General features: G+C 66.8%; 26 protein-coding genes. 11 read left to right on the top strand and 15 right to left on the bottom strand.

Going from position 1 to position 26,773, the window contains the following annotated elements:
* Nucleotides 1-7: 7 nt before the first annotated feature.
* The 8 genes from ACFXIV_RS16250 to ACFXIV_RS16215 form a co-directional block, all read right to left on the bottom strand.
* On the bottom strand, nt 8-2,479 hold the full coding sequence (locus ACFXIV_RS16250) for an NADH-quinone oxidoreductase subunit G (protein WP_379397022.1): 2,472 nt from the start codon (nt 2,477-2,479) through the stop codon (nt 8-10).
* Nucleotides 2,476-3,795 (bottom strand): NADH-quinone oxidoreductase subunit NuoF, encoded by a 1,320-nt coding sequence (nuoF, locus tag ACFXIV_RS16245; RefSeq protein ID WP_379397020.1) that lies wholly within the window; start codon nt 3,793-3,795, stop codon nt 2,476-2,478. The genes ACFXIV_RS16250 and nuoF overlap by 4 nt, the downstream gene beginning before the upstream one ends.
* On the bottom strand, nt 3,792-4,508 hold the full coding sequence (gene nuoE / locus ACFXIV_RS16240) for an NADH-quinone oxidoreductase subunit NuoE (protein WP_379397018.1): 717 nt from the start codon (nt 4,506-4,508) through the stop codon (nt 3,792-3,794). The genes nuoF and nuoE overlap by 4 nt, the downstream gene beginning before the upstream one ends.
* On the bottom strand, nt 4,505-5,836 hold the full coding sequence (gene nuoD, locus ACFXIV_RS16235; RefSeq protein ID WP_379397016.1) for an NADH dehydrogenase (quinone) subunit D: 1,332 nt from the start codon (nt 5,834-5,836) through the stop codon (nt 4,505-4,507). Before nuoD ends, nuoE begins: the two co-directional genes overlap by 4 nt.
* Complete coding sequence (locus tag ACFXIV_RS16230; RefSeq protein ID WP_379397014.1) at nt 5,836-6,585, bottom strand: NADH-quinone oxidoreductase subunit C; 750 nt, start codon at nt 6,583-6,585, stop codon at nt 5,836-5,838. Before ACFXIV_RS16230 ends, nuoD begins: the two co-directional genes overlap by 1 nt.
* Complete coding sequence (locus ACFXIV_RS16225) at nt 6,582-7,136, bottom strand: NuoB/complex I 20 kDa subunit family protein (RefSeq protein WP_379381074.1); 555 nt, start codon at nt 7,134-7,136, stop codon at nt 6,582-6,584. The genes ACFXIV_RS16230 and ACFXIV_RS16225 overlap by 4 nt, the downstream gene beginning before the upstream one ends.
* Before the next feature lie 74 nt (nt 7,137-7,210).
* Nucleotides 7,211-7,591 carry an NADH-quinone oxidoreductase subunit A gene (locus ACFXIV_RS16220; RefSeq protein ID WP_379381072.1) on the bottom strand — a complete coding sequence of 127 codons (381 nt, stop codon included), beginning with the start codon at nt 7,589-7,591 and terminating at the stop codon, nt 7,211-7,213.
* A 328-nt stretch (nt 7,592-7,919) separates the two neighbouring features.
* On the bottom strand, nt 7,920-8,339 hold the full coding sequence (locus ACFXIV_RS16215; RefSeq protein WP_379381070.1) for a hypothetical protein: 420 nt from the start codon (nt 8,337-8,339) through the stop codon (nt 7,920-7,922).
* Between the two features lie 199 nt (nt 8,340-8,538).
* Between ACFXIV_RS16215 and ACFXIV_RS16210 the strand changes: the two genes are divergently transcribed.
* From ACFXIV_RS16210 to ACFXIV_RS16200, 3 genes are all read left to right on the top strand, one after another.
* Entirely contained in the window at nt 8,539-9,735 is a 1,197-nt protein-coding gene (locus tag ACFXIV_RS16210) for an FHA domain-containing protein (RefSeq protein WP_379397012.1), read from the top strand.
* 208 nt (nt 9,736-9,943) lie between these two features.
* Nucleotides 9,944-10,375, top strand: a complete 432-nt coding sequence (locus tag ACFXIV_RS16205; RefSeq protein WP_354832789.1) for a CBS domain-containing protein — start codon at nt 9,944-9,946, stop codon at nt 10,373-10,375.
* 81 nt (nt 10,376-10,456) lie between these two features.
* On the top strand, nt 10,457-11,287 hold the full coding sequence (locus ACFXIV_RS16200) for a dienelactone hydrolase family protein (protein ID WP_379397010.1): 831 nt from the start codon (nt 10,457-10,459) through the stop codon (nt 11,285-11,287).
* A gap of 201 nt (nt 11,288-11,488) precedes the next feature.
* Here the strand turns inward: ACFXIV_RS16200 and ACFXIV_RS16195 are convergent, their stop codons facing one another.
* Nucleotides 11,489-11,977: a hypothetical protein gene (locus tag ACFXIV_RS16195; RefSeq protein WP_379397008.1), complete on the bottom strand. Its 489-nt coding sequence runs from the start codon at nt 11,975-11,977 to the stop codon at nt 11,489-11,491.
* 455 nt (nt 11,978-12,432) lie between these two features.
* Complete coding sequence (locus tag ACFXIV_RS16190; RefSeq protein WP_379397006.1) at nt 12,433-13,281, bottom strand: TIGR03620 family F420-dependent LLM class oxidoreductase; 849 nt, start codon at nt 13,279-13,281, stop codon at nt 12,433-12,435.
* A 643-nt stretch (nt 13,282-13,924) separates the two neighbouring features.
* Between ACFXIV_RS16190 and ACFXIV_RS16185 the strand changes: the two genes are divergently transcribed.
* Nucleotides 13,925-15,109 (top strand): epoxide hydrolase family protein, encoded by a 1,185-nt coding sequence (locus ACFXIV_RS16185; protein WP_379397004.1) that lies wholly within the window; start codon nt 13,925-13,927, stop codon nt 15,107-15,109.
* Between the two features lie 465 nt (nt 15,110-15,574).
* Nucleotides 15,575-16,144, top strand: coding sequence for a TetR/AcrR family transcriptional regulator (locus tag ACFXIV_RS16180; protein ID WP_379397002.1), 570 nt, complete (start codon nt 15,575-15,577; stop codon nt 16,142-16,144).
* A 353-nt stretch (nt 16,145-16,497) separates the two neighbouring features.
* On the opposite strand, the gene ACFXIV_RS16175 is transcribed toward ACFXIV_RS16180, so the two are convergent.
* Entirely contained in the window at nt 16,498-16,947 is a 450-nt protein-coding gene (locus ACFXIV_RS16175) for a hypothetical protein (RefSeq protein ID WP_379397000.1), read from the bottom strand.
* A gap of 203 nt (nt 16,948-17,150) precedes the next feature.
* Between ACFXIV_RS16175 and ACFXIV_RS16170 the strand changes: the two genes are divergently transcribed.
* A complete protein-coding gene (locus ACFXIV_RS16170) occupies nt 17,151-17,435 on the top strand; it encodes a hypothetical protein (protein WP_379396998.1) in 285 nt (94 codons plus the stop codon).
* A gap of 284 nt (nt 17,436-17,719) precedes the next feature.
* Entirely contained in the window at nt 17,720-19,225 is a 1,506-nt protein-coding gene (locus ACFXIV_RS16165; protein WP_379396996.1) for an FAD-binding oxidoreductase, read from the top strand.
* A gap of 68 nt (nt 19,226-19,293) precedes the next feature.
* Here the strand turns inward: ACFXIV_RS16165 and ACFXIV_RS16160 are convergent, their stop codons facing one another.
* Together ACFXIV_RS16160 and ACFXIV_RS16155 are read right to left on the bottom strand one after the other, a co-directional pair.
* Complete coding sequence (locus tag ACFXIV_RS16160; protein WP_379396994.1) at nt 19,294-19,656, bottom strand: MarR family winged helix-turn-helix transcriptional regulator; 363 nt, start codon at nt 19,654-19,656, stop codon at nt 19,294-19,296.
* A gap of 99 nt (nt 19,657-19,755) precedes the next feature.
* A complete protein-coding gene (locus ACFXIV_RS16155) occupies nt 19,756-21,522 on the bottom strand; it encodes an MFS transporter (protein WP_379396992.1) in 1,767 nt (588 codons plus the stop codon).
* Between the two features lie 394 nt (nt 21,523-21,916).
* Here ACFXIV_RS16155 and ACFXIV_RS16150 point away from each other — a divergent pair, with 394 nt between their 5' ends.
* Nucleotides 21,917-22,600 (top strand): MspA family porin, encoded by a 684-nt coding sequence (locus tag ACFXIV_RS16150; RefSeq protein WP_379396990.1) that lies wholly within the window; start codon nt 21,917-21,919, stop codon nt 22,598-22,600.
* Between the two features lie 276 nt (nt 22,601-22,876).
* On the top strand, nt 22,877-23,440 hold the full coding sequence (locus tag ACFXIV_RS16145) for a hypothetical protein (protein WP_379421278.1): 564 nt from the start codon (nt 22,877-22,879) through the stop codon (nt 23,438-23,440).
* Here the strand turns inward: ACFXIV_RS16145 and ACFXIV_RS16140 are convergent.
* Together ACFXIV_RS16140 and ACFXIV_RS16135 are read right to left on the bottom strand one after the other, a co-directional pair.
* On the bottom strand, nt 23,435-23,782 hold the full coding sequence (locus ACFXIV_RS16140) for a MerR family DNA-binding transcriptional regulator (protein ID WP_379396987.1): 348 nt from the start codon (nt 23,780-23,782) through the stop codon (nt 23,435-23,437). The genes ACFXIV_RS16145 and ACFXIV_RS16140 overlap by 6 nt on opposite strands.
* A gap of 94 nt (nt 23,783-23,876) precedes the next feature.
* On the bottom strand, nt 23,877-24,752 hold the full coding sequence (locus ACFXIV_RS16135) for a LysR substrate-binding domain-containing protein (RefSeq protein ID WP_364610749.1): 876 nt from the start codon (nt 24,750-24,752) through the stop codon (nt 23,877-23,879).
* Nucleotides 24,753-24,875: 123 nt separating this feature from the next.
* Here ACFXIV_RS16135 and ACFXIV_RS16130 point away from each other — a divergent pair, with 123 nt between their 5' ends.
* Both ACFXIV_RS16130 and ACFXIV_RS16125 read left to right on the top strand, forming a co-directional pair.
* A complete protein-coding gene (locus tag ACFXIV_RS16130; RefSeq protein WP_364610746.1) occupies nt 24,876-26,324 on the top strand; it encodes a form I ribulose bisphosphate carboxylase large subunit in 1,449 nt (482 codons plus the stop codon).
* A 16-nt stretch (nt 26,325-26,340) separates the two neighbouring features.
* Nucleotides 26,341-26,763: a ribulose bisphosphate carboxylase small subunit gene (locus ACFXIV_RS16125; RefSeq protein ID WP_379396985.1), complete on the top strand. Its 423-nt coding sequence runs from the start codon at nt 26,341-26,343 to the stop codon at nt 26,761-26,763.
* Nucleotides 26,764-26,773: the final 10 nt, after the last annotated feature.

Genomic DNA, 26,773 nt, shown 5'->3' with positions numbered 1-26,773 from the left:
GGACAGGTCACTCACGGTGGTCCTCCCGTCGGATGCGCACGAGGTGTCCGGGTGTGGTGCCGAGCTGCACCAGCACGTCGGAGCCGGGGGAATTCATGGGCAGCCACACCACGCGGTCGGGCATCTCGGTGATGACCAGGGGCAGGGTGATGTGGCCGTGATCGTTGCCGACCGTCACCGGATCGCCGGTGGTGGCGCCGATCTCGGCGGCCGTGTGCGCCGAGAGCCGCACCACCGGGGTGCGGGCGGTGCCGGCCAGGTTGGGTTCGCCGTCCTGGAGGCGGCCGCGGTCGACGAGCATGCGCCACGAGGCGAGCACCGCGGTGCCCGCATGCGGCTGGGCGACGGGGTGCGGGCGGTGCACCGGGGTCGCGGCGGGCGGGCCTTCCCACGCGCCCAGATCCGCCAATTCGGCTCGGGCACTGGCCGCGTCGGCCAGGCCGAGCCGGATCCCCATGTCCGTGGCGATGGCGTCGAGCACCCGGTATTCGGGCATCGGCGCGGCCTCGCGGCGGACAGTGGCGTCGCGCAGGGCGGCGTCGAACTGGCGGTGGCGGCCCTCCCAGGTGAGGAAGGTGCCGGTCTTCTCCATGGCCGAGGCGACGGGGAAAACCACGTCGGCGCGGTCGCTGATATCGCTGCGGCGCAGTTCCATCGACACCACGAAGCTCGCGGCGTCGATGGCCGACAGGGCCGCGTGCGGGTCGGGCAGGTCGCCGACCTCCACCCCCGCGATGAGCAGCGCGCCCAGTGTCGGGGCGGCGGCCAGGATGGCGCTGGTGTCGCGGCCCGGAGCCGCGGGCAGATCGTCGACATTCCACGCGTCCCGGACCTGCTGGCGTGCAGCGGAATCCGCGACGGGGCGTCCGCCCGGCAGGAGCACCGGAAGTGCACCGGCCTCCAGCGCGCCGCGCTCACCGGCACGGCGGGGGATCCAGGCCAGGGCGGCTCCGGTCTCGTCGGCCAGGCGGGCGGCCGCGGACAGGCCACCCGGAATGCCGCCGAGACGTTCGCCGACCAGGATCAGGGCACCGGGCTCGCGCAGCAGGTCCGCGATCTCGCGCACGCGGGTGTATCCGGCGGTGGCGGCATCGGTCTCACCGGTGCGGACCGCCTCCAGCACATGCGGTTCCGAGCCGGGCGCGGTGATCAGCAGGGTGCCGGACATGCGCTGCAGACCGCGGGTCATATAGGGGGCCAGCGAGTAGATCGGGGTGCCGTTCCTGCGGGCCGCCTTGCGCAGCCGCAGGTACACCATCGGCGATTCCTCTTCGGCCTCGAAGCCGGCGAGCAGCACGAACGGGGCGCGTTCGAGCGCCGCGTAGTCGACCGTGATGCCCTGTCCCGCAATGCGAGCCGCCAGGAAGTCGGCCTCCTCGCCGGAGTGCTCGCGGGCGCGGAAGTCGATGTCGTTGGTGTTCAACGCGATTCGCGCGAACTTCGAGTACGCGTAGGCGTCCTCGAGCGTGACGCGGCCGCCGATCAGCACACCGGCATTGCCGCGTGCCGACGCCAGTCCGCGCGCCGCGGCCCTGATCGCCTCGGACCAGGAGGCGGGCTGCAGCGTCCCGTCCTTCCAGCTGCGCACCATGGGCGTGGTGAGCCGGTCCGGTTCGGTGGCGTACGCGAATGCGAAACGGCCCTTGTCGCAGTTCCATTCCTCGTTGACCTGCGGGTCGTCACCGGCGAGGCGGCGCATGACCTTGCCGCGGCGGTGGTCGGTGCGCTGGGCGCAGCCGGAGGCGCAGTGCTCGCACACCGCCGGGCTGGACACCAGGTCGAAGGGCCGGGCGCGGAAGCGGTAGGTGGAGCCGGTGAGCGCGCCGACCGGGCAGATCTGCACGGTGTTGCCGGAGAAGTAGGAGTCCAACGGCTCCCCGGCGGCGATGCCGACCTGTTGCAGCGCACCGCGATCCATCAGTTCGATGAACGGGTCACCGGCCACCTGCTGGGAGAAGCGGGTGCAGCGCGCGCACAGCACGCAGCGTTCCCGGTCCAGCAGGATGGCCGCCGACAGCGGAATCGGCTTGGGATAGGTGCGCTTCTCGCCGTCGAAGCGGGATTCGGCGCGGCCGGTGGACATGGCCTGGTTCTGCAGCGGGCATTCGCCGCCCTTGTCGCAGACCGGGCAGTCGAGGGGGTGGTTGATGAGCAGCAGCTCCATCACTCCCTCCTGGGCCTTGGCGGCGGCGGGCGAGGTCAGCTGGGTGTGGATCACCATGCCCTCGGCCACCGTCTGGGTGCAGGAGGCGACGGGCTTGCGCTGTCCCTCGATCTCGACCAGGCACTGCCGGCAGGCGCCGACGGGATCGAGAAGTGGATGGTCACAGAACCGCGGGATCTGGGTGCCGATGAGTTCGGCGGCCCGGATCACCAGGGTGCCGGCGGGCACGGAAACCGTTGTGTCATCGATGGTTACGGTCACCATGTCGGTAGGGGTCACCCCGCCGCCGGTCGTGGAGCTCACTGTCGAGGTCATCGCGCTCCTTCAGCCCAGACGGTGGACCGGGCCGGGTCGAACGGGCAGGCGCCGAGGCGGATGTGCTCGGCGTACTCGTCGCGGAAGTACTTCAGGGAGGAGAAGATCGGGCTGGCCGCGCCGTCGCCGAGGGCACAGAAGGACTTGCCGTTGATGTTGTCGGCGATGTCGGCGAGCTTGTCCAGATCGGTCTCGTGGCCCCGGCCGTTCTCCAGCCGCTGCAGCAGCTGGACCAGCCAGTAGGTGCCCTCGCGGCAGGGGGTGCACTTACCGCAGGATTCGTGGGCGTAGAACTCGGTCCAGCGCAACACCGCCCGCACGACGCAGGTGGTGTCGTCGAAGATCTGGAGGGCCTTGGTGCCGAGCATCGACCCCGCGGCCGAGACGCCCTCGTAGTCGAGGGCGACGTCGAGGTGCTCGTCGGTGAAGATCGGGGTGGACGATCCGCCCGGGGTCCAGAACTTGAGGGTGTGGCCGGCGCGGATGCCACCCGCGTAGGTCAGCAACTCCCGCAACGTGATTCCGAGCGGCGCTTCGTACTGTCCCGGTCGCGTCACGTGACCGGAGAGCGAGTAGATCGTGAAGCCCGGCGACTTCTCCGTGCCGAACGACCGGAACCAGTCCACGCCATTGGCGATGATGGACGGCACGGACGCAATGGATTCCACATTGTTGACCACGGTCGGGCAGGCGTAGAGACCCGCCACCGCCGGGAACGGGGGACGCAGGCGCGGCTGGCCGCGGCGGCCCTCGAGCGAATCCAGCAGGGCGGTCTCCTCACCGCAGATGTAGGCGCCCGCACCGGCGTGCACCACGATCTCGAGGTCGAAACCCGAGCCCTGGATATCGCGGCCGAGATAGCCTGCGGCATAGGCCTGCTGGACCGCCGCCTGCAGGCGGCGCAGCACCGTCACCACCTCGCCGCGCACGTAGATGAAGGCGTGCGAGGCGCGAATGGCGTAGGCGGCGATGATGACGCCCTCGACGAGGGTGTGCGGGCTCGCCAGCATGAGCGGAATGTCCTTGCAGGTACCGGGTTCCGACTCGTCGGCATTGACCACCAGGTAGTGCGGCTTGGTGGTGCCGTCGGGTCCGGGGCCCTGCGGGATGAAGCCCCACTTCATGCCGGTGGGGAAGCCCGCGCCGCCCCGGCCGCGCAGCCCGGAGTCCTTCACCGTGGCGATGACCTCGTCCGGGTTCATGCGCAGCGCCTTCGGCAGTGCGCGGTACCCGCCCTGGCCGCGGTAGGCCGCCAGGGTCCAGCCCTCCGGGTCCTCCCAGTGCTTGGAGAGGACGGGAGTCAGAGCGGTCGTCACTGCGCGCCTCCGTCGGTCGGCTTCTGTTCCGCGACATGCAGATCCCGTTCGGCGACATGCAGGCCCGCAAGGGTGGCGGGTCCGGCGGCGCCGTCGGTGGCCCCGGGCCGCTGGTCCTCGTATCCGGCGAGAATGCGGGCCGTTTCGCGGAAGGTGCACAACGGGATGCCGCTGCGCGATCCGGTCACCGGTTCCCCGCGCCGCAGCGAATCCACCAGTCCCTTGGCCGATTCCGGGGTCTGGTTGTCGAAGAACTCCCAGTTGACCATGACGACCGGCGCGTAATCGCAGGCCGCATTGCACTCGATGTGCTCGAGGGTGACCGCGCCGTCGGCGGTGGTCTCCCCGTGTGTGATTCCCAAGTGCTGATTCAGCTCCGAGAAGATCTGATCGCCGCCCATGACCGCACACAGTGTGTTCGTGCAGACACCGACGTGATAGTCACCGGTCGGCGTGCGCCGGTACATCGAGTAGAACGTGGCCACCGCCGTGACCTCGGCATCGGTCAATCCCAGCTGCTCGGCACAGAATTCGATGCCGGTCCCGGAGACGTACCCCTCCACCGATTGCACCAGATGCAAAAGGGGAAGCAGTGCAGAACGCGCGTGGGGGTACCGGTCGATGATCTCGCGGGCCTCGAGTTGCAGGCCCTCGCGCACCTTCTCCGGGTAGGGAATCGGCCGCGTGGTCAGGTTGAGCAGGATCTCGGTCATCGGTCGACACCACCCATCACGGGGTCGAGGGAGGCGACGGACGCGATCACGTCGGCCACCAGGCCGCCCTCGCACATCGCCGCCACCGCTTGCAGATTCGTGAAGGAGGGGTCGCGGTAGTGGACCCGGTAGGGCTGGGTGCCGCCATCGCTCACCATGTGCACGCCCAGCTCGCCGCGCGGGGATTCGACCGCCACGTACACCTGGCCGGGCGGGACGCGCAGGCCCTCGGTCACCAGTTTGAAGTGGTGGATGAGCGCCTCCATGGAGGTGCCCATGATCTTGCCGATGTACTGCGGCGAATTGCCGAGGCCGTCCGGCCCGAGCTGCAGATCGGCAGGCCATGCAATCTTCTTGTCCTCCACCATGACCGGGCCCGGCCGCAGCTTGTCGAGGCACTGCTCGACGATCTTGACCGACTCCTTCATCTCGTTGACGCGGATGAGGTAGCGGCCGTAACAGTCGCAGCCGGTGTCGACCTGGACGTCGAACTCGTAGTTCTCGTAACCGCAGTAGGGCTGGGACTTGCGCAGGTCGTGCGGCAGGCCGGTGGCGCGCAGTACCGGACCCGTGATGCCCAGCGCCATGCACCCGGTGAGGTCCAGGTAACCGACATTGCGGGTACGGGCCTTCCAGATGGGGTTCTGGTTGAGCAGAAGTTCCATGTCCCGCAGGCGCTTCGGCAGCAGGTCCAGCAGCTCGCGCACCTTCTGCACGCCGTCGTCCGGCAGATCCTGGGCGATACCGCCGGGCCGGATGAAGGCGTGGTTCATGCGCAGACCGGTGATGGTCTCGAACACGTCCAGGATCAGCTCGCGTTCCCGGAAGCCGAACAGCATGGGGGTGAGCGCACCCAGCTCCATGCCGCCGGTCGCCAGCGCGACCAGATGCGAGGAGATGCGGTTGAGCTCCATGAGCATCACCCGGATTACATTGGCGCGCTCGGGGATGTCGTCGGTGATGTCCAGCAGCTTCTCGACCGCCAGGCAGTACGCCGTCTCGTTGAAGAACGGCGCCAGGTAGTCCATGCGGGTCACGAAGGTGGTGCCCTGCACCCAGCTGCGGTACTCGAGGTTTTTTTCGATGCCGGTGTGCAGGTAGCCGATGCCGCAGCGGGCCTCGGTGACGGTCTCACCCTCGATTTCGAGAATGAGCCGCAGCACCCCGTGCGTGGAGGGGTGCTGCGGGCCCATGTTCACGACGATGCGTTCCTCGGCGACCCCGTTCAGGGCAGCGGAGATCTCGTCCCAGTCGTTTCCCACCACGGTGACCGTGTGTTCGGGTCGTTCCTCGGTGTTGCGACGGGACTTGGTGTCGATGTCGTTCATCAGCTGTACGTCCTCCGCTCGTCGGGCGGCGGGATGCGCGCGCCCTTGTATTCGACCGGGATCCCGCCGAGCGGATAGTCCTTGCGCTGCGGGTGGCCACGCCAGTCGTCGGGCATGGCGATGCGGGTCAGCGAGGGGTGACCGTCGAACAGGATGCCGAAGAAGTCGTAGGTCTCCCGCTCGTGCCAGTCCACGGTCGGATAGACCGCGTACAGCGAGGGCAGGTGCGGATCGTTGTCCGGCACCGAGACTTCCAGCCGCACCCGGCGGTTGTGGGTGATGGAGTTGAGGTGATACAGCGCGTGCAACTCGCGCCCGGTTTCCTCGGGGTAGTGCGCGCCGCTGACACCCAGGCACAACTCGAACCGCAGGGCTTCGGTGTCGCGCAGCGTCTTCGCCACCGGCACCAGGTGCTCGCGGCGGATGTGCAGGGTCAGCTCGCCACGGAAGACGACGATCTTCTCCACGGCCTCGTCGAAGGTCCTCGCGAGCGCCAGGCGCAGATTCGCGATGATCTCGTCGAAGACGGGACCGTAGGGCGCGGGTGTGCCGCCGGGCATGGCGACCGTGCGGACCAGCCGGCCGTAGCCGGAGGTGTCGCCGGTGCCGGAGACACCGAACATGCCCTTGCGGACGCCGATCACCTCGTCGGCGGGCTCGGCGGCTTCGGTTGCCTCCGGGGTGTTCTCAGTCGGTTCCACCGCCGCCTCCGGGGGGCTCTCCGCGCCGGTAGGTGCATCAAAGGTCATCGCAGCAGCCCCTTCAACTGAATGGTCGGGGTGCTGGCGAGCGCGGCGCGCTCGGCCTCGCGCACGGCTTCCTCGCGATTGACGCCGAGCGGCATCTCCTGAATCTTCTCGTGCAGCTTCAGGATCGCGTTCAACAGCATCTCCGGCCGCGGCGGGCAGCCGGGCAGGTAGATGTCGACCGGCACGATGTGGTCGACGCCCTGCACGATGGCGTAGTTGTTGAACATGCCGCCCGAGGATGCGCAGACACCCATGGCCAGCACCCATTTCGGTTCGGTCATCTGGTCGTAGACCTGGCGCAGCACCGGGGCCATCTTCTGGCTCACCCGGCCCGCGACGATCATCAGATCGGCCTGGCGCGGCGAGGCGCGGAACGCCTCCATGCCGAAGCGGGCGATATCGAATCGCCCGCCGCCGGTGGCCATCATCTCGATCGCGCAGCATGCCAGGCCGAACGTCGCCGGCCAGAGCGAACTCTTGCGCATATAGCCGGCGAAATCTTCCACCGTGCTCAGCAGGAACCCGCTGGGCAGTTTCTCCTCGAGACCCATGTCGGACTACATCTCCCGGATCGTTACACCCCGCCTCGCACGGGGTGTGTCATTGGAAATCCCCTGTGCGCCAATCAATCCCAGCTGAGGCCGCCGCGCCGCCACTCGTAGGCGTAGGCGACCGAGACGTTGAAGATGAACAACGCCATGGCGGCCAGTCCGAACACTCCGAGCGCGTCGAAGTGCACGGCCCACGGGTAGAGGAACACGATCTCGATGTCGAAGATGATGAACAGCATGGCGGTGAGGTAGTACTTCACCGGAAAGCGCTGGCCCGCAGCATTTCCCGGCCCGCCCGCGACAGCGTGTGGGGTGGGTTCGATACCGCATTCATAGGCTTCGAGCTTTGCCCGGTTGTGGCGTTTGGGGCCGATCAGGGCCGCCAGAAAAATGGAGAACACCCCGAACGCGGCGGCCACCGCGCCGAGAACCAGGGTCGGCACCTCGATATTCACAACAGCACTACCCCTCCTGCGAGCTGGACGACGCAATACGGACGGCAGCTGCCGAGGCGCGGGCTGACATCGTCGTCCGCCGGCCAGTCTCGTTCCCCGGGCACCGCTCAGCGACGACACGGACGTTCGGGGAGTGAGGCGGCGGCTTCATTGATACCGATGCCCGCGCTCGTGTGAGCTACGGCACAGCCTACAACTCGGATGAGAAGATACATCACGATTCGCAATCGCGTTTGATCGAATTCGGAACGGTCTTTTATGACCGATTGGACGCAATCGCGAATGTCACGTGACAGGGGTTTGCCCTGATCACGAGGGCGAACGAAGATCAGGCCGCGAAGCTATTACCGAGCACACCCAGGACAGTGTCGGTGAGCCGGATAGGGTCGATGGGGTGGGGCACCGCGGCCTCGGCGCGCGACCAATTGGCCAGCCAGGCGTCGTCCGGGCGGCCGGTCAGCACGACGATCGGCGGGCAGTCCGCGATCTCGTCCTTGAGCTGCTTGGCCAGGCCGAGACCGCCCTCCGGGGCCGACTCGCCATCGAGGATCAGCAGATCCAGATTGCCGGCGTCCACGCGCTCGAGGACGACCGGCCCGGTCGCCACCTCGAGATATTCGATGGGCGGCAGATCCGGGTGCGGCCGTCTGCCCAGCGCCAGCATCACCTGGCTCCGGGTATCGGCGTCATTGCTGTAGACGAGGACCCGCACCGCGGCGGGACGTTTCGCATCGGCCACGTTCCGCATGCTACGTCCCTGGTGGGGGAGTGCGGGGCAGCTTCGCCCGAAGTCGCGCGCGCGTCGCGGAATCGCCTGTCGCGCGACACGTCGATGGCCGATTGTTCGTAATTCGCGATCGGTACGATCCAGCCAATGAGGGGATACATCACGCAGCGCCTCATCGAAACCGACGTGCGGACCGACGGGCTGGCGGGGGCCGGGTGAGATGAGCGCGCGGGTCGAGGTGGTGCCGGGCAGCCACCTGGTGGCCAGTGTGGACGGCGTGGTCGTGGTTGTCGCACACCGGGATTCGCGGCCGCTGACCGCCGAATCCGACGCCGTGGCGGTGCTCGACAAGCTGCTGGATCTGGTCGCCGAGGCGTCGTCGCGGGAGACCCGGCGGACCGGGCGGACCTTCGCCCGGTTGGTCAGCACCTGGCTGATGGCTCGCGACGACGAGGAGAACGTCGAATTCGGGGTGCTCACGCCGGGCAGCCGCGGGCTGGCCGTATTCCTGCACGGGCAGGTCACCGCGATCCTGGAGGGTGAGCAGCGCCGTGAGGTACTGCACGGGCGCGACGCGGGATTCAGCGTCGACCGGGTGGTCAGCCCCGCGCCCGCGCGGGCTGCGGCGGTGTTCGTGGACGACGGCGAGCCGCGGGCGACGCTGCTGCCGCCGGGTGTTTTCGCACTGCGCGATGGGCGGGTGCCCGGGTCCGGGGCGGTGATGTGGCGGGAGGACGCATCCGATACACCGGCCGGTGGTGTGTCGGCGGGAGCACGCAGTTCCGGGGCGCGCACGAATCCTGATCGCCGCGTGCGGCAATCGAGACGCAACGGGCCGCCGGCGAACGAGCCTGCAAGGTCGGGGGACGCCGTGTCCGGCACTGCAGGCAAGAATGCATCGCGTGCCACTCGGCTCGGGGTCGTCGTGCACGGATACGATTGCGCGCGTGGGCATCTCAACGATCCGCGCGTGTCCCTCTGTGCGGTGTGCGGCATTCGGATGGAGCCGGTGACCCGTGTGCTCACCGAGGGCATCCGGCCGCCGCTGGGTGTGCTGCTGCTCGATGACGGGACCTCGTATGCGCTCGACAGCGATCTGGTGATCGGGCGGGAGCCGGAACGATCCGACCAGGTGCGCCGCGGTGCGCAGGCGATTCGGATCCCCGACACCTCCGGCGGCATGTCGCGGGTGCACGCCGAGATCCGGCTCGTGGGGTGGGACGTGCTGGTGATGGACCGCGGGTCGGCCAACGGCACCCACATTCGCCCGCCGGGCCGTCCGGATTGGGTGCCCGCGGCACCCGGGCGGCCGACAGTACTGGAACCTGGCAGTCAGCTACTTCTCGGCGGCCGCGTATTCACCTTCGAGTCCTCGATCAGTCCGGGCTCCTCACCCCAGGATCGACTGAGAATTTAGTCAGGTTCGGCGGGCTTTCGGCGCAGCTACCACGGCAGATACTGCCAGTCAGCAAATATTTAGATAACTCTGTTGCCGGAAGATGGCACACGGGTCTCGATGCCCACGCATCCGGTTAGGCATCGAATCGCAATCTTTGCTGGTCACACCCGGTTATCAGCGGCATCCTAGTAACCACGGATAGTCCCGAGCGTTGGGCGGTGGACACATGCGAATCTCCGAAATACTGCGCCGGAAGGGCAGCGGCGTGGTCACGATTGCACCGGATGCATCAGTGCGTGAACTGCTCAGAGTCCTGGCGACCCACAATGTGGGCGCGGTGATCGTCTCGCGAGACGGTGCCGCCATGTCGGGCATCGTCTCCGAACGAGACATCGTGCGCCGACTCCATGACCAGGGCGCCGCACTCCTCGACGCCTCCGTCTCCTCGATCATGACCGCCGCCGTGCACACCTGCTCGCCCGACGACCGCGTGGAAACCCTCAACGCCACCATGACCGAGCACCGGATCCGCCACCTCCCGGTCCTCCGCGACGGCCGGATGATCGGCATCGTCAGCATCGGAGACGTCGTCAAAAGCCAGATCTCCGAACTCGAAACCGAGCGCGAAGCCCTGGTCAAGTACCTGCAGCACGGCTGACGGATAAACACACTCGTTTCACCCGACTGCCTGCCCGATACGATCGAATCGATTCGTCGTATCGAGGAAGGCTCTGCGCCCGTGCAGTCCGAAAACCCAACGCCTGACGACACTCTGGGCGATTTCACCAAGCGCACCATTGCACTGGAAGGCGCGGACAAGACCGTCTATGTGGCAGGCAGCGGGCCGGCGGTGATCGTCATGCCGGAGATGCCCGGCATCAGCCCCGACGTGCTGCGCTTCGCGCGGTGGGTCCGCGACGCGGGCTTCACCGTCTACGTGCCCTCACTGTTCGGTGTGGACGGCGCGTACCCGACGGTCGAACTGGGTGACCCGATCGCACGGAAGACCTGCGTCAGCAAGGAGTTCCGAGCCTTTGCCGGCGGGGGTACCAGCCCCGTCGCCGTGTGGCTGCGCGCCCTGGCCCGCCTGGCCCACGCCGAATCCGGCGGCCCCGGCGTCGGCGCGGTGGGCATGTGCTTCACCGGAAACTTCGCGCTCACCATGACTCTCGAACCCGCGGTCATCGCCCCCGTTATCAACCACCCGTCCCTCCCACTCGACGACCCCGCCGGCCTCGAGCTCTCCCCGGAGGACGCGACCGCCATCGCCGCCCGCTTCGAACGCGACGACCTCCGCGCCCTCGCCTACCGCTTCGACAACGACAAATGGTGCACCGGCCAGCGTTTCGCCGCCTACACCCAACTCCTCGGCGACCGCTTCGACGGCCGAGTCCTCTCCGGCGCCCACGCCAACCCCAACCCCCCACCGTTCTTCCAGCACGTAGTCCAAACCCCCCACAGCGTCGTCACCGCCCACCTCGTCGACGAACAAGGCCACCCCACCCTCCAGGCCCGAGACGAAATCCTCACCTACCTCCGCACCCGCCTCCACCCCGAACCGCCCGCGTAGCCTCCCTCAGCCGCCGGAGTATCCGACCCCCGCCGCCCTACGCCGACGAGGGGTTCCTTGGGGACGATGGACGAGCCACTTCACGATGCTGCGCCCCGGCGACAGCACCATCACCTATCAAGTCTCGGATGCTTTCACCGACTGATTCGCCGGGGTCCCAGTCGCTTTCGCGCCAAACGATGGATGGCGGCGGCTCGGCCCTCACCGGCGTTTCTTGAGCCTTGGCGTCTTCGGTGTCTGTTCGACTTTCCGCGCAGACTCGCCCCCCGATTCGCGGCGGTGCCTGCGCAGCGCAACATCCACTGGTTCTGCGCCGACGATACGGAGGTGTACTCCCGGTAGCCCTTTGTGTGCGCCGTGCTTGGACATGCGGGTCACCACCGCGTCCCCGACGCGCAGGGGTTTGTTGAAGTTCGTCGGGACATACGCGAGGACCTGCATCGGGGCAGCGCCAGGTCTGTCGTAGGGCGTGAGGGAAACCACCCGAGGCAACGGCGACTTGTTCGGGCGGTCGGTGGACGCAGGTTCCCGGGTAGGACCGACGTCGGTCACCACAAACGTCCTGTCCGGCCATTTCTTCCGTCGTGTCGCCGCGTACCCGAGCGCGGCCGAATGATACGAGTGACCAGAAATTGCGAGCTTGACGCCATTTTCACCTTCCCCGCGAAGCTTCTGGCTGCTTTTACTCATTACCCTCACCTTCCCGCGAGTCGTCTGCGGGTAACGGCGTGCCCGCAGCTGTGCTGAGCCCGGTTGAGCAGGGGACGTATCCGCTGCTCAGCATGCCACCACGCAGGGCAGGCCGAGGCCGAACCCCACTAAATCCGGCATGTGCAGGCCATCCCACCTAATCGTGCTGACCGATCCGTTCCAGTGCACCGAAGGAACGTGGATCGGGCTCGTCGGGTTCGCCGTCCGACCGCAAACCAGCGGAATTGCATCTGTCGCAACCGGCTTCTCTTGGGGTCACCGAGGTTTCGAAGCGGTTCAGCCAGAGGTTTACGCAGCTCAGTGGCTTCGCGGGTGACTGTGGCAAATCACGACAGGTGTCGTGCGCCGACCGGAGACGGCACTCGGTCGGGAGAGCCGGCTCGGTTGTTGCACCCCAACCGAACCGGTCCTGTGGCCTCCGCGCCGGGCCACCTTCAGCTGATCAGTTGACCAGCGAGGGTTCGCAGTCCCGGCATGGGCCCCTCGCCTTCTCCGGGCAGGACCTGGATGGCGACATGGTCCGCGCCGGCAGCGAAGTGGCCGGCCAATCCGGTGGCGATCGTTTCGGGCGTCCCGTGCAGGATCAGGTCGTCGATCAGCCGATCGCTCCCGTCGCCTGCGACGTCGGGCTCGTCGTAGCCCTGCCGCAGGAGGTTGTTGACGTAGTTGGAGAGTCGCAAGTAGGGATTACTGACGAAGGCGCGGCCACGCCGGCGAGCCTCCGCGGGGTCCGTGTCGACGACCACCGTGTGCTCGGGGGCGAGCAGCGGGCCCGGGCCGAGGAGGCGGCGGGCTTGCTGGGTGTGGCCGGGCACCGTCAGATATGGGTGGGTTCCGGCGGCGCGGGCGGCGGCCAGGCGCAGCGTTCGCGGTCCGAGCGCGGCGAGGACGCGACGGTCGCGGGGATGCCCTTCGGCGTCCAGGGCGTCGAGGAACGATTCCATGCGCTGGTACGGGGAACGATAGCCGGTCACCGTTTCCGGGTGGCCGGGTCCGATGCCCAGCAGGAAACGACCAGGATGGCGAGCCTCCAGGCGGTCACAGGACTTGGCTAGCGTGGTCGGGTCGTTGGTCCACATGTTGACGATCGCGGTCGCCACGATGACGTGCCCGGTCGCGTCCAGGACCTGCTCGACCAACCGGAGCTCGCTCTCGTCACGCTGGCCCAGGCCGAGCCACACGGCGCCGTAGCCCAGCGCCTCGGCCTCGACCGCATAGCCGATGCGGCGGGCATCGTCGTACACGGGGTGGAGCCAGGCTCCATATCTACCGAGTGGGATCATTGTGCTGTCTCCTCTCTCAGTGCTCGATGACCAGGTTCGCCAATGCGCCCGTCCCGCAACGTGAATCGGAATTGCAGATCGACGACGCCGCCGGGGAAGTCACCGTCGAGGCGGTGCACTGGTGTTAAGCACTCAGGTTGGGGTGGGTCACCCGGGAGAACTCGCCGATCGTCAGCCCTCGCGCATGGTCCCAGTATCAACTCTCCCGTTACGGGAGGGTCCAGTGCGCCGGCCGGGGTTGACACTCCGGTGACCGGACGGTCGAGCGTGGTGCTCACGCCCCGCAGCGGGCCTGCACACACGACTGGGTGGGATGGCCACGATGAAGCCACAGGACCTGACCGGCGAGGTACCCGCCATGTCCAACCAGCACGCCCCGCAGTCCGCGTAATGGACGCCGCGAACACCACGAAGAGAGCATCCGATGAGCATGACTGCGGTGACCGAGTTCACCATACTGACCTGATAGTGGACTATCGGTCGACGAAATTGCCCTACCCACTCGAGGGTGGACACGTGTTGCCAAATAACGGCGGTCCTGAGTGTCGAAGAATTCTCATATACAACGCACGTTCGCGAATAAACGATAGAAGTCGATGCGATTCAAGTCCCACGCACACAACAACCAATAGTAGGGAGCGACATGACCGAGATCCGTCCATTCCGCGTCGAGATCAGCGACGCGGTGATCGATGACCTCCGCGAGCGACTGGCGCGGACGCGCTGGCCAGAAAGGGAGCCCGTCGACGACTGGTCGATGGGAATTCCACAAGCCTACGTGCAGGGCCTCGCGGGGTACTGGGCGGAGTCCTACGAGATGCAGCGTGTCGCCGATCAGCTGAACCGCTACGAACAGTTCACGACGACGATCGACGGAGTCGACATCCACTTCCTGCACGTCCGCTCGCCTGTCGACGGGGCGACGCCGTGCATCATGACGCATGGCTGGCCGGGGTCGGTGATGGAATTCGTCAAGGTGATCGATCCGCTCGTGGATCCGGTCAGTCACGGCGGGAAGGCGTCCGACGCGCTTGATCTGGTGATTCCGTCGCTCCCGGGCTACGGGTGGAGCGGCAAGCCGACGGTGACCGGCTGGAATGTCGAGAAGATCGCGCAGGCGTGGATCGAGCTGATGGACCGGCTTGGCTATGAGCGCTGGATAGCTCAGGGCGGCGACTGGGGAGCGCAGGTCAGTTCGGCGATCGGGCGGCTGGCCGATCCCGCGAAGCTGATCGGGATCCACGTCAACTGGGCGCTCGCCGATCCGGCGAAGCTCACGGAGCTCGGCGGGCCGACCGAAGAGGAGCAGCGCTACCTCGCGCGCATCGAGAATTCCAGCCAGGCCGAGGTCGGATACGCGATCGAGCAGGGGACCAAGCCGCAAACGCTCGGATACGGCCTGACCGATTCGCCGGTCGGCCAGCTCGCCTGGATTGTCGAGAAATTCAAAACGTGGTCGGACTGCGGCGATGACATAGAGAATTCTTTTACGAAGGACGAGTTGCTGGACAACGTGATGGTCTACTGGACGTGTGCTGCGGCGGCCTCATCGGCGCGCCTGTACTGGGATTCGCTCGCGTCGAGTTTGGGAAGCTTCGACGAGGTGCCCGCGCCGTCCGCGTACTCTCTCTTTCCCGCGGACAACGTCGCGCTGTCCGAGCGCTGGGCACGGACCCGCTATACCGATCTGCGCTACTACGGCACGCCGGTGCGGGGTGGCCATTTCGCTGCCTACGAGGCTCCTGCCGAGTTCATCGCCGAGGTGCGCGCCGGGCTGGCCGCTCTCGTGCCAGGGTCGTCCAGTACGCATGCATCACCGCAGGTATAGGGCGACGGTTTCGGCATTACGACTTCGTGGTCGACCCCGCCCGGTCCCGCCCGAACCTCAACTCCCGCAAGTAATCGTCAGCAACCGCAACACGATCGAGGCGGTCATCGACCACCGTCCAATACCGATCTCCCGATGGCATCCGAACCCGAAACGCACGCATCCTGCCTCCGCCCTCCGTCGTAGCACCACGGAGCCACACGCCCCAGAGAACCGCCGCAAAACTCCACCGGAGTGTCTGCGACACAACACCACGCCACAGGTCTGGATCCCCCAGCACGCGCGGCCCCCCGGTCGCGCAGGTCGATGTCGCGCTGGGGGCTGCGGAACATGAAATATGCCTTGGCCTGCGGGTGGTTGCCCGAGCGGTAGATCCCGGTCATCCGGCCGGGGGTGTTGAACACTGCCATCGACCGGTCGGGGCCCAGCGCCGCGTCGGCATTGCCGAAGGCGAAGTAATGCCCCATGTACCGCACGAAGTCCGATTCCGGGCCGAAGGCCGCGGTGTCGGTGCGGGAAATCGCTGAGCAGGTCGGGCTGACGAAAACCGCTGTGCTGTACCATTTCCCGAGCAAGATTGACATCGTCGCTGCCTTGGTCGAGCCATTGCTGGCCGATACCGAGGCTCTGCTCGAATCGGCTCGTCCCATCTCGGATCCGCGAACACGGCGCTGGGCGGTGGTGGAGGGGCTCATGGACACCTGGCTGCGGCATGCGCGATTGCTGCGGATGCAGATGCAGGATCAGGCGCTGTCCGACGACGCGACCTACGCGCGGCTACGCGATATCGCCCTGACGGCACGAGAACTGATCGCCGGCCCCGGCGCGGACTTCACCGAGCGGGTGCGGGACACCGGGTCGGCGGGCTGGGGCGACCAAGGACAGGGTGGCGACTGGGGTGGGTACAACCGTCCGAGCTGGACCGACCCGGGCGATCCGTGGCACAACGACTGGCACTGCGACCGCCACGGCAACTGGCATGACGACGAGCGCGACCAGTGGGGTCGTCACGACGATCGCTGCCCCGCCTGGTAATTCCCGGTGAGCCGAATACGATTCCAGTACAAGCCCGAATCAACGGCTCGGCAAAGATGAATACCGCTGAAATCCGTGCGTAAGTCGAGCAATGCGTGCTGTTCGAACAGAACGGATACCGCCGCCGGGAAATTCGATACGCACATTCGAATATCCCGGCGGCCTTGCCGGTTCACGGACAGTGGCGGATGTACTGCGGGGTGGGGCCCGAACACCGCGGATCCTCGCGATCGGGCCAACCTCCGCCCCATCCGCCCCCTTGTCGGGGTTCCGGGCGGGTGAGATCGCCTATTCGACTATCGCGGATTATTGTGTGTCCCTGGGCATCTCAGAAGCCGGTGGAGCCGAGCCAGTTATGTGGTGATCGCAGCAACTGGGTCGTGGAGTTGCATGACCAGCTGTCGAACGACCGGTGGGGCTGCTGTGAGGTCGCCTTCGATCCGAAGTTTGCCGCTGTCTGTTGCGAGTTCGCGGCGGTGTTCGGAGGCGGCGATGGCTTCCGGGTTGCCTGCCCAGGCTTGCCTGGAAAGCTCATGGTGCGTGACGTAGTCGGCGACGATTCGGATGTCGGCGTAGTCGACAGAGCCGCCGCTGACCTCGAGCTCGTTGTCGCGGATGCGGATGAACCAGCTCAGCGTTCCGGCGGGCGTGTTGGCCCTGCCGGGTGGTGGGTTCGTCAGGTCCTCACAGATGCAGAAATCGAGGGAATCGAGATCGTGGCCGTCCAGCAGACCAGCGATGATCATTGCCACGGCATCGAGCCACTTCAGGCTCACGTATTCGAACTTGCGGGTAGGTGCCATCTTCCGGATGTTTCCATGTAACGACCTGCCGATCTTGTGGTGATCTGTGGGGTTCCGGTAGAAATCGCGCGAAAGCAGCGAAGTTGCCTTGACCAGTGGTGAAGGCGGGTTGTCTGTGCCGGGCGCGACGGTGGAGCCGGGTCAATGGCCGGCTGCGAGTGCGCGTGGAAATCGCCCCCGGCCGCGCATTAGGGTCTGACCGTATGGCAGTCGTCTCCCGCCCCATCAGAAGCCTGGCAATCGTACTCGGTGTGGCCGTTGCGATTCCGATGCTCGCGACCCTGGCCTTCGCGGCCATCGGCCACCCCGAATGCGCGACCATCCCGGAAGATGTGGGCCCCTGCGGATACTGGGCCCGCGTGGGGGAATACGGGCCGTTCATCATGCTGTGGGGAACGGTCGTCACCGCAGGCTTCGGGTTGACGGTGTGGCTGGTGGTCGTCGGTGTGCTGAGTCTCTTCGCAGCGCTACGGCCTCGCCGCGAGTAGATAGCCGCGCCGTGTCGAGAATGCCGCCATCTCCTCGATGTGGTCACCGTGAGTCCGGACAGACGTTCGCCCGGTGGCTCATTCCGCCCGACACTCGGGCTGAAATGGGATCTCGGCAGCGGGGCGGTCGACACACACCGGCACGATTGAGCGAATGAAGAGTGGGTGAACCATGATCGAGTGGTGTTGTGTTGTCCGATGGGTATAGGTGGGTCGCGAACTTTGATATCTGAATCGAATAACCGGGCGGCGCACCGCATCTCGATCGGATTCGGGGGACCGTTGTGAGACCCCGCTTCGCACGCAGCGTGTTTCTGCGGGGTGCGCTCGGAATCGCGGTTGCCGGTGTCGGTTTCGCCGGAACCACCCGACTGCCCGCCTCCGACGCAGCGCCCGCCGCGGGCTCCTCCGACGGCACCGCCGGCTCCTCGGACAGCGCCTCCGGCTCCAGCACCGGCAGTGCCGACCCGAAATGGCGTGCGTTGCAGGACAAGCTGCGCGGCCGGGTGATACTGCCCGGCGATCTCGGATACCCGATGGCCAAAGAGGTCTTCAACACTCGTTTCGACGACGAGATGCCCACGGCCATCGTGCAGGTCGCGGATGCCGCCGATGTGGCCACGGCCTTCGGCTTCGCGGCCGAGAACGATCTCGAGGTCGCGGCGCGGGCGGGCGGGCATTCCTACGCCGGGGTCTCCACGGCGACCGGCACATTGATTGTCGACGTCCGGCGGCTGCGCGGCGTCCGAGTCGAGGGCGGACAGGCCGTCATATCACCGGGCCACACCCTGTACGAGGTCTACGGGGAACTCGACCGGTCCGGGCAGAGCCTGCCGACGGGCATGTGTCCCAGCGTCGGCGTCGCGGGCCTCACCCTGGGCGGCGGGTTCGGCTTCGAGTCCCGCGCCTATGGTCTCACCTGTGATCGGCTCACCGCCGCCACCCTGGTCCTGCCCGACGGCACCGTCACCGAGGTGTCCGCCACCGCGCGTCCGGACCTGTTCTGGGCGCTGCGCGGTGGCGGTTCACTGTTCGGCATCGTCACCTCGCTGACCTTCGACACCATCCCGGCGACCGCGAAAGACGTGGTGCGCCTGACCTTCTCGGGCGAGAACGCGGATCGCGTCATCGGTGGCTGGCAGGAGTGGCTGCGTGGCGCCGACCGCGAGCAGTGGGCCGATGTCAGCCTGGACGCCGACGGCGAGGGTGGCCTCCGCTGCTGGATGCAGCTGGTCTGCCCGGCAGGTTCGGCCGATACGGTGACGGCCGCGCTCATCGACGCAATCGGCGTCGCACCTGCCGACATCGATACCCGCACCCTCAGCCATATGGACACCGTTCTGTATCTGGCAGGCGGCACGCCGGATCAGCCGCGCGCCGCCTTCACAAACGGCTCCGACATCGTCTCGGAGCTCACCCCCGACACCATCGGCCGGGTGCTCGAGGCAGTCACCCGGTTCTCCAGCGTCGGCGGCACCGGCTGGGTGCAGATCAACACCCTCGACGGCGCGATCCGCGACCTGTCGCCCACCGCCACCGCCTTTCCCTGGCGAGACCACGCCGCCATGGTGGAATGGGGTGCCTACGAGCCGATCCCGCACGATGCCGCAATGGCCTGGCTCTCCGACGCCCACGCCACCCTCGCCCCCGATTCGGTCGGCGCGTACGTCAACTACCTGGAGCCCGGCGATCCGCTGTCCCGCTACTACGGCGACAACCACACCCGTCTGTCCGAGCTCCGCAATCGTGTGGACCCGGACAATCGGATCCGTTCCGTCCTGACATCCTGACCACGCGCCCGACGGTGACCGGGCACGGGGGAGTGCTGCCAGACGTCGCCTCGCTGAGCGGGGCGACGTTACTGGTCGAGGGCCTCGATGAGGGTGTTGAGGCCGGATTTGACGGACGCGCGCTGGGCCGGGGTGAGGGATTCGAGGGCGCCGGCGAAGCGCTGGATACGGGCGGAGGTAAGGCCGGTGACCAGGTTGTGGGCGGCGGCCGTGGCGGTGAGGAGTTGGGCTCGGCCGTCTTCCGGGTCGGCGTCCCGGGTCAGGTAGCCGCCCTTTTCCAGGCCCGTCACTATGCGGGACATGGTTGGGGCGCTGACCCGTTCGATATTGGCGAGGTCGCCGAGGCGGAGGGGTCCGGAGCGGGCGACGGTCGCCAGGGCCGAGGCCGCCCCGGGGCTGAGGGCCCCGAGGTCGCCGGAGTGGCGCAACAAGCGTAGGAGGCGGCCGATCGAGTGGTACAGGTCGGCAGCTTCGGTGAGCTGGTCGGGGTCGGCGACGCTCGTGGGCTCGGGCAGCGTGATCTCCTCCGGTCAGATTCCCTCGCGGACGGCTTCACGCAGTTCGGCAGCCTCGTCCGCGACGGTGGGGCTACCGGCGAACCACGAGGCCACCGCGCCGATCAGCATCATAATCGCGGCTCCCAGGAAGACCACGACCAGACCCGAGTGGAACGGGCCAGAGATCAAGTGCGGGAAGAACTCCTGGCCCGTGAGGACGTCCTTGTGCACGCCCGGGTGGTCCAGGATGCCGGTCGGGCCCAGCAGCGCCTCGATCGGATTCACACCGAGGAAGGCCGCGAACAGACTGCCGACCGGCGGCAGACCGGAGATGTTCTCCGCCACATTGGCGGGCACACCCTGCGCCTGCAGACCCGAATTCATGGCGCTCGGCAGCGTATTGGACAGGCCGATGATCATGAGCGAGAAGAACACACCGATCGACAGCGCCATACCGCCATTGAGCAGCGTGCCGCGCATGCCGGACGCGACACCGCGCTGCGACGCCGGCACCGCGGACATGACCTCGGCGGTGTTGGGCGAGGCGAACATGCCCGAGCCCAGGCCGTTGAGCGCGATGACCACCGCGAACGCCCAGTAGGAGAAGTCCACCGGCAACACCACCAGCAGCACGAACGTCACCGCGGTGATCGCCATGCCGAGGGTCGCGAACAGCCGCGGGCCGTAGAGGTCGGACAGCTTGCCCGAAACCGGCCCGGCCACAAGGAATCCCACCGTCAGCGGCAGCAGGTAGATGCCCGCCCACAGCGGCGTGGACTCGTAATCGAAGCCGTGCAGCGGCAGCCAGATGCCCTGCAGCCAGATGATCAGCATGAACTGCAGACCGCCACGACCCAGCGACGACATCAGGCCGGCCAGGTTACCGAGCCCGAACGCTCGGACCTTGAGCAGCGACAGGTGGAACATCGGCTGCTCCACCTTGGTCTCGATCCAGCAGAACAGCGCGAGCACCGCGATACCGCCGAACACCGCGGCCAGCACCCACGGGTTGGACCAGCCGGTATTCGAATCCCCGTACGGCTGAATGCCATAGGTGATGCCGGTGAGCAGGGCGGTCAGTCCGACCGCGAAGGTGACGGTGCCCGGAATGTCGAGCGAGCCCGCGTTGCGCTGACCGTTGTCGTGCAGCGACCGGTACGACCAGACGGTCCCGAGAATGCCGAACGGCACGCTCACCCAGAACACGGCCTTCCAGTCCCACTGTGCGAGCAGGCCGCCCAGCAGCAGGCCCAGGAACGAACCGGCCACGGCCGCAACCTGATTGATGCCGAGCGCGAAGCCACGCTGTTCGGCGGGGAACGCGTCGGTGAGGATGGCGGCCGCGTTGGCCATGAGCATGGCGCCGCCGATGCCCTGGAACACACGCCATCCGATGAGCCACACCGCGCCGCCGCCGTGCGTGAACGGATCGAACGAGAGCGCGACCGCCGCGATCGTGAAGATCACGAACCCGTAGTTGTAGATCTTGACGCGGCCGACCATGTCACCGAGCCGCCCGAACATGACCACCAGCACCGCGGATGCGAGCAGGAAGCCCATCATCATCCACAGCAGGTAGCTGACATTGCCCGCCGCAAGCGGGTTGAGATCGATGCCCCGGAAGATGTCGGGAAGCGAGATGATCACGATCGAGGAGTTGATCGTGACCATGAGCATGCCCAGGGTCGTATTCGACAGGGCTACCCACTTGTAGTGCGGGTGGTCATGCTCGATTCGGAGTCGCCTCCGAATGGTCTGGACATCACCGGTATCCAAACCGGTGGTCGGGGCCGCAGCCATCAGAGCCTCCCGCAAGTCAACGAACGAACAGCGCCTGAATATAGTTACATGCCGCTAACTAATGAAATCGTGTGATGGCTCACTCACCGGAATCGCCTGCCGCGCACAGCCCACCGCCTGGAACGCGAGTTGTTGCGGTGCTGCGGATTCCGCGCGGCGCCCGAACTGTACGAGAACCAATCGCTTTCCGAACGCGAGCGGGAATCAACAAGGGAGGCGGGCGGCTTCGGTGTCGATGTCCGTCGGGTCGACGGGGGTGGCCTGGTCGACACGCCTTGCTGTGACACCACCTGGCCGGTGGCGCCGTTTAGGCTTGCGAAGCGGTGTTCCTCCCGTGTGGGTTTGTTCCTGTGCTGTCGAGTTGCCTATCGTCGCGAACCGGAAGGCTCCAGGCATGCGACGTTCGTTCACCGACGCCCTGGCCGCTACGGCCGCGGCAAATCTGGCCGCGGTGGGCCTGTGTACCGGTGGCGCCGGACTCGGCCGCGCCCAGTCGCCCGGCGCAGACGTCTCCGGTGGGGAAGTCCATCTGACGGCGTCGGTCGACAGCATCGAGGCGAACCCGCCCGGTGACCGGACACCGACCTTCCTCATGACGTTCTCGCATGCCGCGCAGATGTCCGGCGATTACTCGGTCACCGTCAACGGTGGCCCGATCACGTCCGGACGGGCGGTCGCGGGATTCATCCTCGGCTGCGGGATCAGTGTGGACGGCGGCTTCGGTGTCGAGATCGGCACCGATCAAAGGCTGGGAGTCAGGGTTTTCCCCTCGGCGGGCTTCCCCGGCGCCTCGGTCATCCTGCCCGGTACGGGTCGGCCCGCTGTCGGCGGGACTCTGGGCGTGGGCGAAGGCGTGTTCGCGAACTTGGGACCAGGCCAGGTCACTGTTGCGAGAACGGAGACGGCCCGCCTCGATGCCAACACGACGTTCCCGCATCACATCGCGTTCAACAATGCCGCGCTGAACATCGCCCAATGCGCCTCGCCGGTATCGGCCGTCCCTTTCATCACCACCACAGTGAGCACCGCCGAGGGACTCGCGCAGACCACCGCCTACGGCGACCAGTTCACGTTCTGAAACCCGACCGAATCGGGTCCTACGGGCGAGATCCTGTACCGGGTGGCCAGGCTCGTCCGCAGGCCCAACGGTGCAGGTAGCATGGGCTGCGCCCTCGCGCGTGATGTGCGCAGTTCGCACGATGCCGCGCTGCGGGGTGTCTGCTGCAAGTTCGGTTCTTCTCCGGATCTTCCCGACCACGTGAGGAGTTCGACGATGACGACTGTGGCACCAGCCAGTAACTGGCCTCTCATGCTTGGCAGCGCAGCGGTGTTTCCCGCCACGGACGGCGGCTTGATGGCACCGTTCATCTTGGTGGGCGACTCGGACGTGACGGCCGTCGATCCCGGTACCTTCGCTCGGCAACTCGACAGCCCGGGGTACTCGTTCCGGGAGGCGCTCCGCGCCGCCGGCGCCGATTTGATCCTGGTGTCGCTGGGCAGTAGTGACACTCTCGACGGCTCCGCCCACCGCAGTGTGCTCGAGGTCCTGTTCCGCGCGATCGGCGAGCGCCTGGGCTCGACTCCGTTCACAGTGTGCGGGATCGGGCGCGGAGCCCTGCAACTGCGCTACACCCTGGCCAGGTGCGAGTGCGACCGCATCGACCACCAGACCGGGCAGTTCGTGTCCTACTCCAGCACTACCCCGACCGCCGCAGAGGCCGACGCGCTCAACAAGGTCGGCTCCTGGCCCGTCATACCCCGCAGACTCGAGGTCGCAGGCCCCGGCATCACCGCGGACAGCTTCGACTACGAGAACAGTGCCTTCGACGACCTCATCACCGGTGCGGCAGCCAACCGGAACCCGCTGTTCACCGAAGAACTGGGCACCAACATCATCGAAGGGACCGTCGACCTATAGAACATGCGCCCCGCGTATGCCGGATCGGTAACCATCTGGACAGACACCGGGCCCGCTCGACAAACGCTCGCCTTCACCACGCAAGGCGGGCGTTTGTCGTTCCCTTCCCCGCCGGACCGGTATCACCGGGGCCCCGACACCGCGATGGTATTCATCGGGAGCATCCACCGCGATCCCGAGCCGACCCAATGTCCGGATCTCCCGAACCACGCGGACATCGTGCTCGGAATACTCGCGATAGCCGTTCGCCGACCGCCGCGGCGAAATCAACCCCATCGCCTCGTATCGTCGAATCGCTTTCGGGCTCGCGCCCGCCAACCGCGCGACTTCCCCAATTCTCACACCCGGACCGTAAACCCTGCCCCCAGGGACAATGTCAATCAGCTGTCGGGGGCCGGGCGCGAGTTTAGTTGCTGGAAAACTCGGCGATCAGGTACTACGCACCGCGAAAGGCCTTGTCCGCCACCCTGTCCGGGTCGGTGATGTGGGAGAGGAACAGGCGGGCGGCGGGGGCTGGGGTGCGGGTGGTGACGACGTGCCAGGGGCGGTTGAGGGGGGTGCCCTCGACCGCGATGACTTCGAGCAGTCCGGCTGCCAGGTCGGTGGCGACGGCGTCGGAGTGGATGAGGGTGATGCCCAGGCCCTCGCGGGCGGCGGCCAGCGCGGCGCCGTGGGTGCCGAGAGTCAATGTGGGCGGGCGGATTTGGAGGCGGTCGAAGAGGGCGAGGGTGGTGTCGCGGGTGCCGGAGCCTTTGCCGCGCAGGAGCCAGGTGGCCTCGCAGGGGTCGGGCCAGGCGTCGGGTGCGCCGACTACGACCAGTTGACAAGGGCGGCGCGCGCGGGTGACCAGTCCGGCGTCGCGGGGTGGGCGGCCGGCGATCACGAGATCGGTTTCGTGGTGGGTCAATTCGAGGTAGAGCACGTCGCGGGGCTGGATGGACAGGCCCAGTTCGATGTCCGGGTACCGCACGCGGAAGGACGCGAGCAGCCGGAGCAGCACGTATTCGCCGGCGGTCGCCACCACGCCGATACGCAACCGGCCGGTCTCGGCTTCCCGGACCGCGGCGTGCGCCTCCTTCATCAAGCCGAGGATGCTGCGGCAGTAGTCGGCGTAGACCCGCCCGGCCTCGGTGAGCGCGATACCCCGCCCGGATTTGGCGACGAGTTTCGCGCCGAGTTGTTTCTCGATGTGTGCTACGGCCGCGGAGGCCGCCGCTTCGGTGATGTGCAACTGTGCGGCCGCGCGGCGAATGCTGGAGTGCTTGGCAACGGCGAGAAAGGTTTCCATGCGCACTGCGCTCACCGTACCCATACTCAACGGTAGCAAACTCGACGAAAAGGTTGAGCGAGAACAGAAACAATCGAATTGTTTGTCGTTAACGGCCCGGTCATCCTGGGAATCACAAGTCGCCCAACCCGGTTCGCAGGAGGAATGATGGCCGGATCTGTCGATGATCAGCGCAGCCGGTGGGATCCGGGTGTGCAGTCGTACGCGTCGATGGGATACTACGCTCCCGACTATCAGCCCAAGGACACCGATGTCCTGGCGGTCTTCCGGGTGACGCCCCAGCAGGGCGTCGATCCGGTGGAGGCGTCCGCGGCGGTGGCGGGTGAATCATCCACGGCCACCTGGACGGTGGTCTGGACCGACCGGCTCACCGCGCACGAGCGCTACCAGGGCAAGTGCTACCGGGTCGACGAGGTTCCGGGCCGCAAGGGCGAGTACTTCGCCTATGTCGCCTACGATCTCGATCTCTTCGAGGAGGGTTCCATCACGAATCTCACCTCCTCGGTCATCGGCAATGTATTCGGTTTCAAACCGCTGCAGGCATTGCGGCTGGAAGACATGCGTATTCCCGTGGCGTATGTCAAGACCTTTCAGGGTCCGCCGCACGGAATCGTTATGGAACGGGAGTATCTCAACAAATACGGCCGCCCGCTGCTGGGTGCCACGGTGAAACCGAAACTCGGCCTGTCGGCCCGCAACTACGGCCGCGTGGTGTACGAGGCCTGCCGGGGCGGACTCGATTTCACCAAGGACGACGAGAACATCAACTCGCAGCCGTTCATGCGCTGGCGCGATCGCTACCTGTTCGCGATGGAGGGCGTCAACCGCGCCATCGCCGAAACCGGAGAAATGAAGGGGCATTATCTCAATGTCACGGCCGCCACGATGGAGGACATGTACGAGCGCGCGGAATTCGCGAAATCGCTCGGCAGCTGCATCATCATGATGGACCTGACGGTCGGCTACACCGCCATGCAGTCCATGTCGAAGTGGGCGCGGCGCAATGGCATGCTGCTGCACCTGCATCGGGCCGGGCACTCCACCTTCACCCGGCAGAAGACCCACGGCGTCAGCTTCCGGGTCCTGGCCAAGTGGTGCCGGCTGATCGGCGTGGATCACCTGCACGCGGGCACGGTCATCGGCAAGCTGGAAGGTGATCCGCACACGGTCAAGGGCTTCTATGACACGTTGCGTGACAACCACATTCCGATGAACCCGGTCAACGGCATCTTCTTCGACCAGGACTGGGCCAGCCTGCCCGGCGTCATGCCGGTCGCCTCCGGCGGCATCCACGCCGGCCAGATGCACCAGTTGCTGGACCTGTTCGGCGACGACGCCATCCTGCAGTTCGGGGGCGGCACCATCGGCCATCCGATGGGCATCGCCGCGGGCGCGGAAGCCAACCGGGTCGCTCTCGAAGCAGTGGTCAAGGCGCGCAACGAGGGTCGCGATCTGCTCAAGGAGGGCCCGGACGTGCTGCGCCGCGCCGCCGAGATCTGCCGCCCGCTCGATGTCGCGCTCGCCACCTGGGGTGATGTCACCTTCGACTACACCTCCACCGACGCCCCCGACGCCGTCCCGACGGCCTCCCGCTGAAAGTCGAGGAATCCCCATGCATCTGCGCCAAGGCACCTTCTCGCACCTGCCGGATCTCGACGACCCCGAGATCGCCGCCCAGGTCCGCTACGCCCTGCTCAACAACTGGCCGGTGTCCATCGAGTACACCGACGATCCACATCCGCGCAACAACTACTGGGAGATGTGGGGCCTGCCACTGTTCGATCTGGACGAGCCCGACGGGGTGCTCGCCGAGATCAACGCCTGCCGGGCCACGTTCCCGCGCCACTACATTCGCGTGAACGCCTACGACGCCTCCTACGGCCGGCAGACCACGGCGCTGAGTTTCCTCGTGCAGCGCCCGGCCCACGAGCCCGGTTTCCGCCTCGACCGGACCGAGTCCGACGATCGCCGTCAGCACTACGGCTTCCACGCCTACGCGCTCGACGACCGTCCGGGCCAAAGGTATGGCGGCTGAACAGCTTTCG

Origin of the sequence: Nocardia sp. NPDC059236 (assembly GCF_042754085.1) — a bacterium.
Taxonomy (GTDB): Bacteria; Actinomycetota; Actinomycetes; order Mycobacteriales; family Mycobacteriaceae; genus Nocardia.
The sequence above is the reverse complement of the archived record's forward strand: the minus strand, read 5'-3'. Positions and strand labels throughout refer to the sequence as shown.

Bases quoted from the DNA above. Each gene is read 5' to 3' on its own strand.
- ACFXIV_RS16250 (WP_379397022.1), bottom strand. From the start codon at position 2,479: ATGACCTCGACAGTGAGCTCCACGACCGGCGGCGGGGTGACCCCTACC.
- nuoE (WP_379397018.1), bottom strand. From the start codon at position 4,508: ATGACCGAGATCCTGCTCAACCTGACCACGCGGCCGATTCCCTACCCG.
- nuoD (WP_379397016.1), bottom strand. From the start codon at position 5,836: ATGAACGACATCGACACCAAGTCCCGTCGCAACACCGAGGAACGACCC.
- ACFXIV_RS16230 (WP_379397014.1), bottom strand. From the start codon at position 6,585: ATGACCTTTGATGCACCTACCGGCGCGGAGAGCCCCCCGGAGGCGGCG.
- ACFXIV_RS16225 (WP_379381074.1), bottom strand. From the start codon at position 7,136: ATGGGTCTCGAGGAGAAACTGCCCAGCGGGTTCCTGCTGAGCACGGTG.
- ACFXIV_RS16215 (WP_379381070.1), bottom strand. From the start codon at position 8,339: ATGCGGAACGTGGCCGATGCGAAACGTCCCGCCGCGGTGCGGGTCCTC.
- ACFXIV_RS16210 (WP_379397012.1), top strand. From the start codon at position 8,539: ATGAGCGCGCGGGTCGAGGTGGTGCCGGGCAGCCACCTGGTGGCCAGT.
- ACFXIV_RS16205 (WP_354832789.1), top strand. From the start codon at position 9,944: ATGCGAATCTCCGAAATACTGCGCCGGAAGGGCAGCGGCGTGGTCACG.
- ACFXIV_RS16195 (WP_379397008.1), bottom strand. From the start codon at position 11,977: ATGAGTAAAAGCAGCCAGAAGCTTCGCGGGGAAGGTGAAAATGGCGTC.
- ACFXIV_RS16190 (WP_379397006.1), bottom strand. From the start codon at position 13,281: ATGATCCCACTCGGTAGATATGGAGCCTGGCTCCACCCCGTGTACGAC.
- ACFXIV_RS16185 (WP_379397004.1), top strand. From the start codon at position 13,925: ATGACCGAGATCCGTCCATTCCGCGTCGAGATCAGCGACGCGGTGATC.
- ACFXIV_RS16180 (WP_379397002.1), top strand. From the start codon at position 15,575: ATGTACCGCACGAAGTCCGATTCCGGGCCGAAGGCCGCGGTGTCGGTG.
- ACFXIV_RS16175 (WP_379397000.1), bottom strand. From the start codon at position 16,947: ATGGCACCTACCCGCAAGTTCGAATACGTGAGCCTGAAGTGGCTCGAT.
- ACFXIV_RS16170 (WP_379396998.1), top strand. From the start codon at position 17,151: ATGGCAGTCGTCTCCCGCCCCATCAGAAGCCTGGCAATCGTACTCGGT.
- ACFXIV_RS16155 (WP_379396992.1), bottom strand. From the start codon at position 21,522: ATGGCTGCGGCCCCGACCACCGGTTTGGATACCGGTGATGTCCAGACC.
- ACFXIV_RS16150 (WP_379396990.1), top strand. From the start codon at position 21,917: ATGCGACGTTCGTTCACCGACGCCCTGGCCGCTACGGCCGCGGCAAAT.
- ACFXIV_RS16145 (WP_379421278.1), top strand. From the start codon at position 22,877: ATGGCACCGTTCATCTTGGTGGGCGACTCGGACGTGACGGCCGTCGAT.
- ACFXIV_RS16135 (WP_364610749.1), bottom strand. From the start codon at position 24,752: ATGGGTACGGTGAGCGCAGTGCGCATGGAAACCTTTCTCGCCGTTGCC.
- ACFXIV_RS16130 (WP_364610746.1), top strand. From the start codon at position 24,876: ATGGCCGGATCTGTCGATGATCAGCGCAGCCGGTGGGATCCGGGTGTG.
- ACFXIV_RS16125 (WP_379396985.1), top strand. From the start codon at position 26,341: ATGCATCTGCGCCAAGGCACCTTCTCGCACCTGCCGGATCTCGACGAC.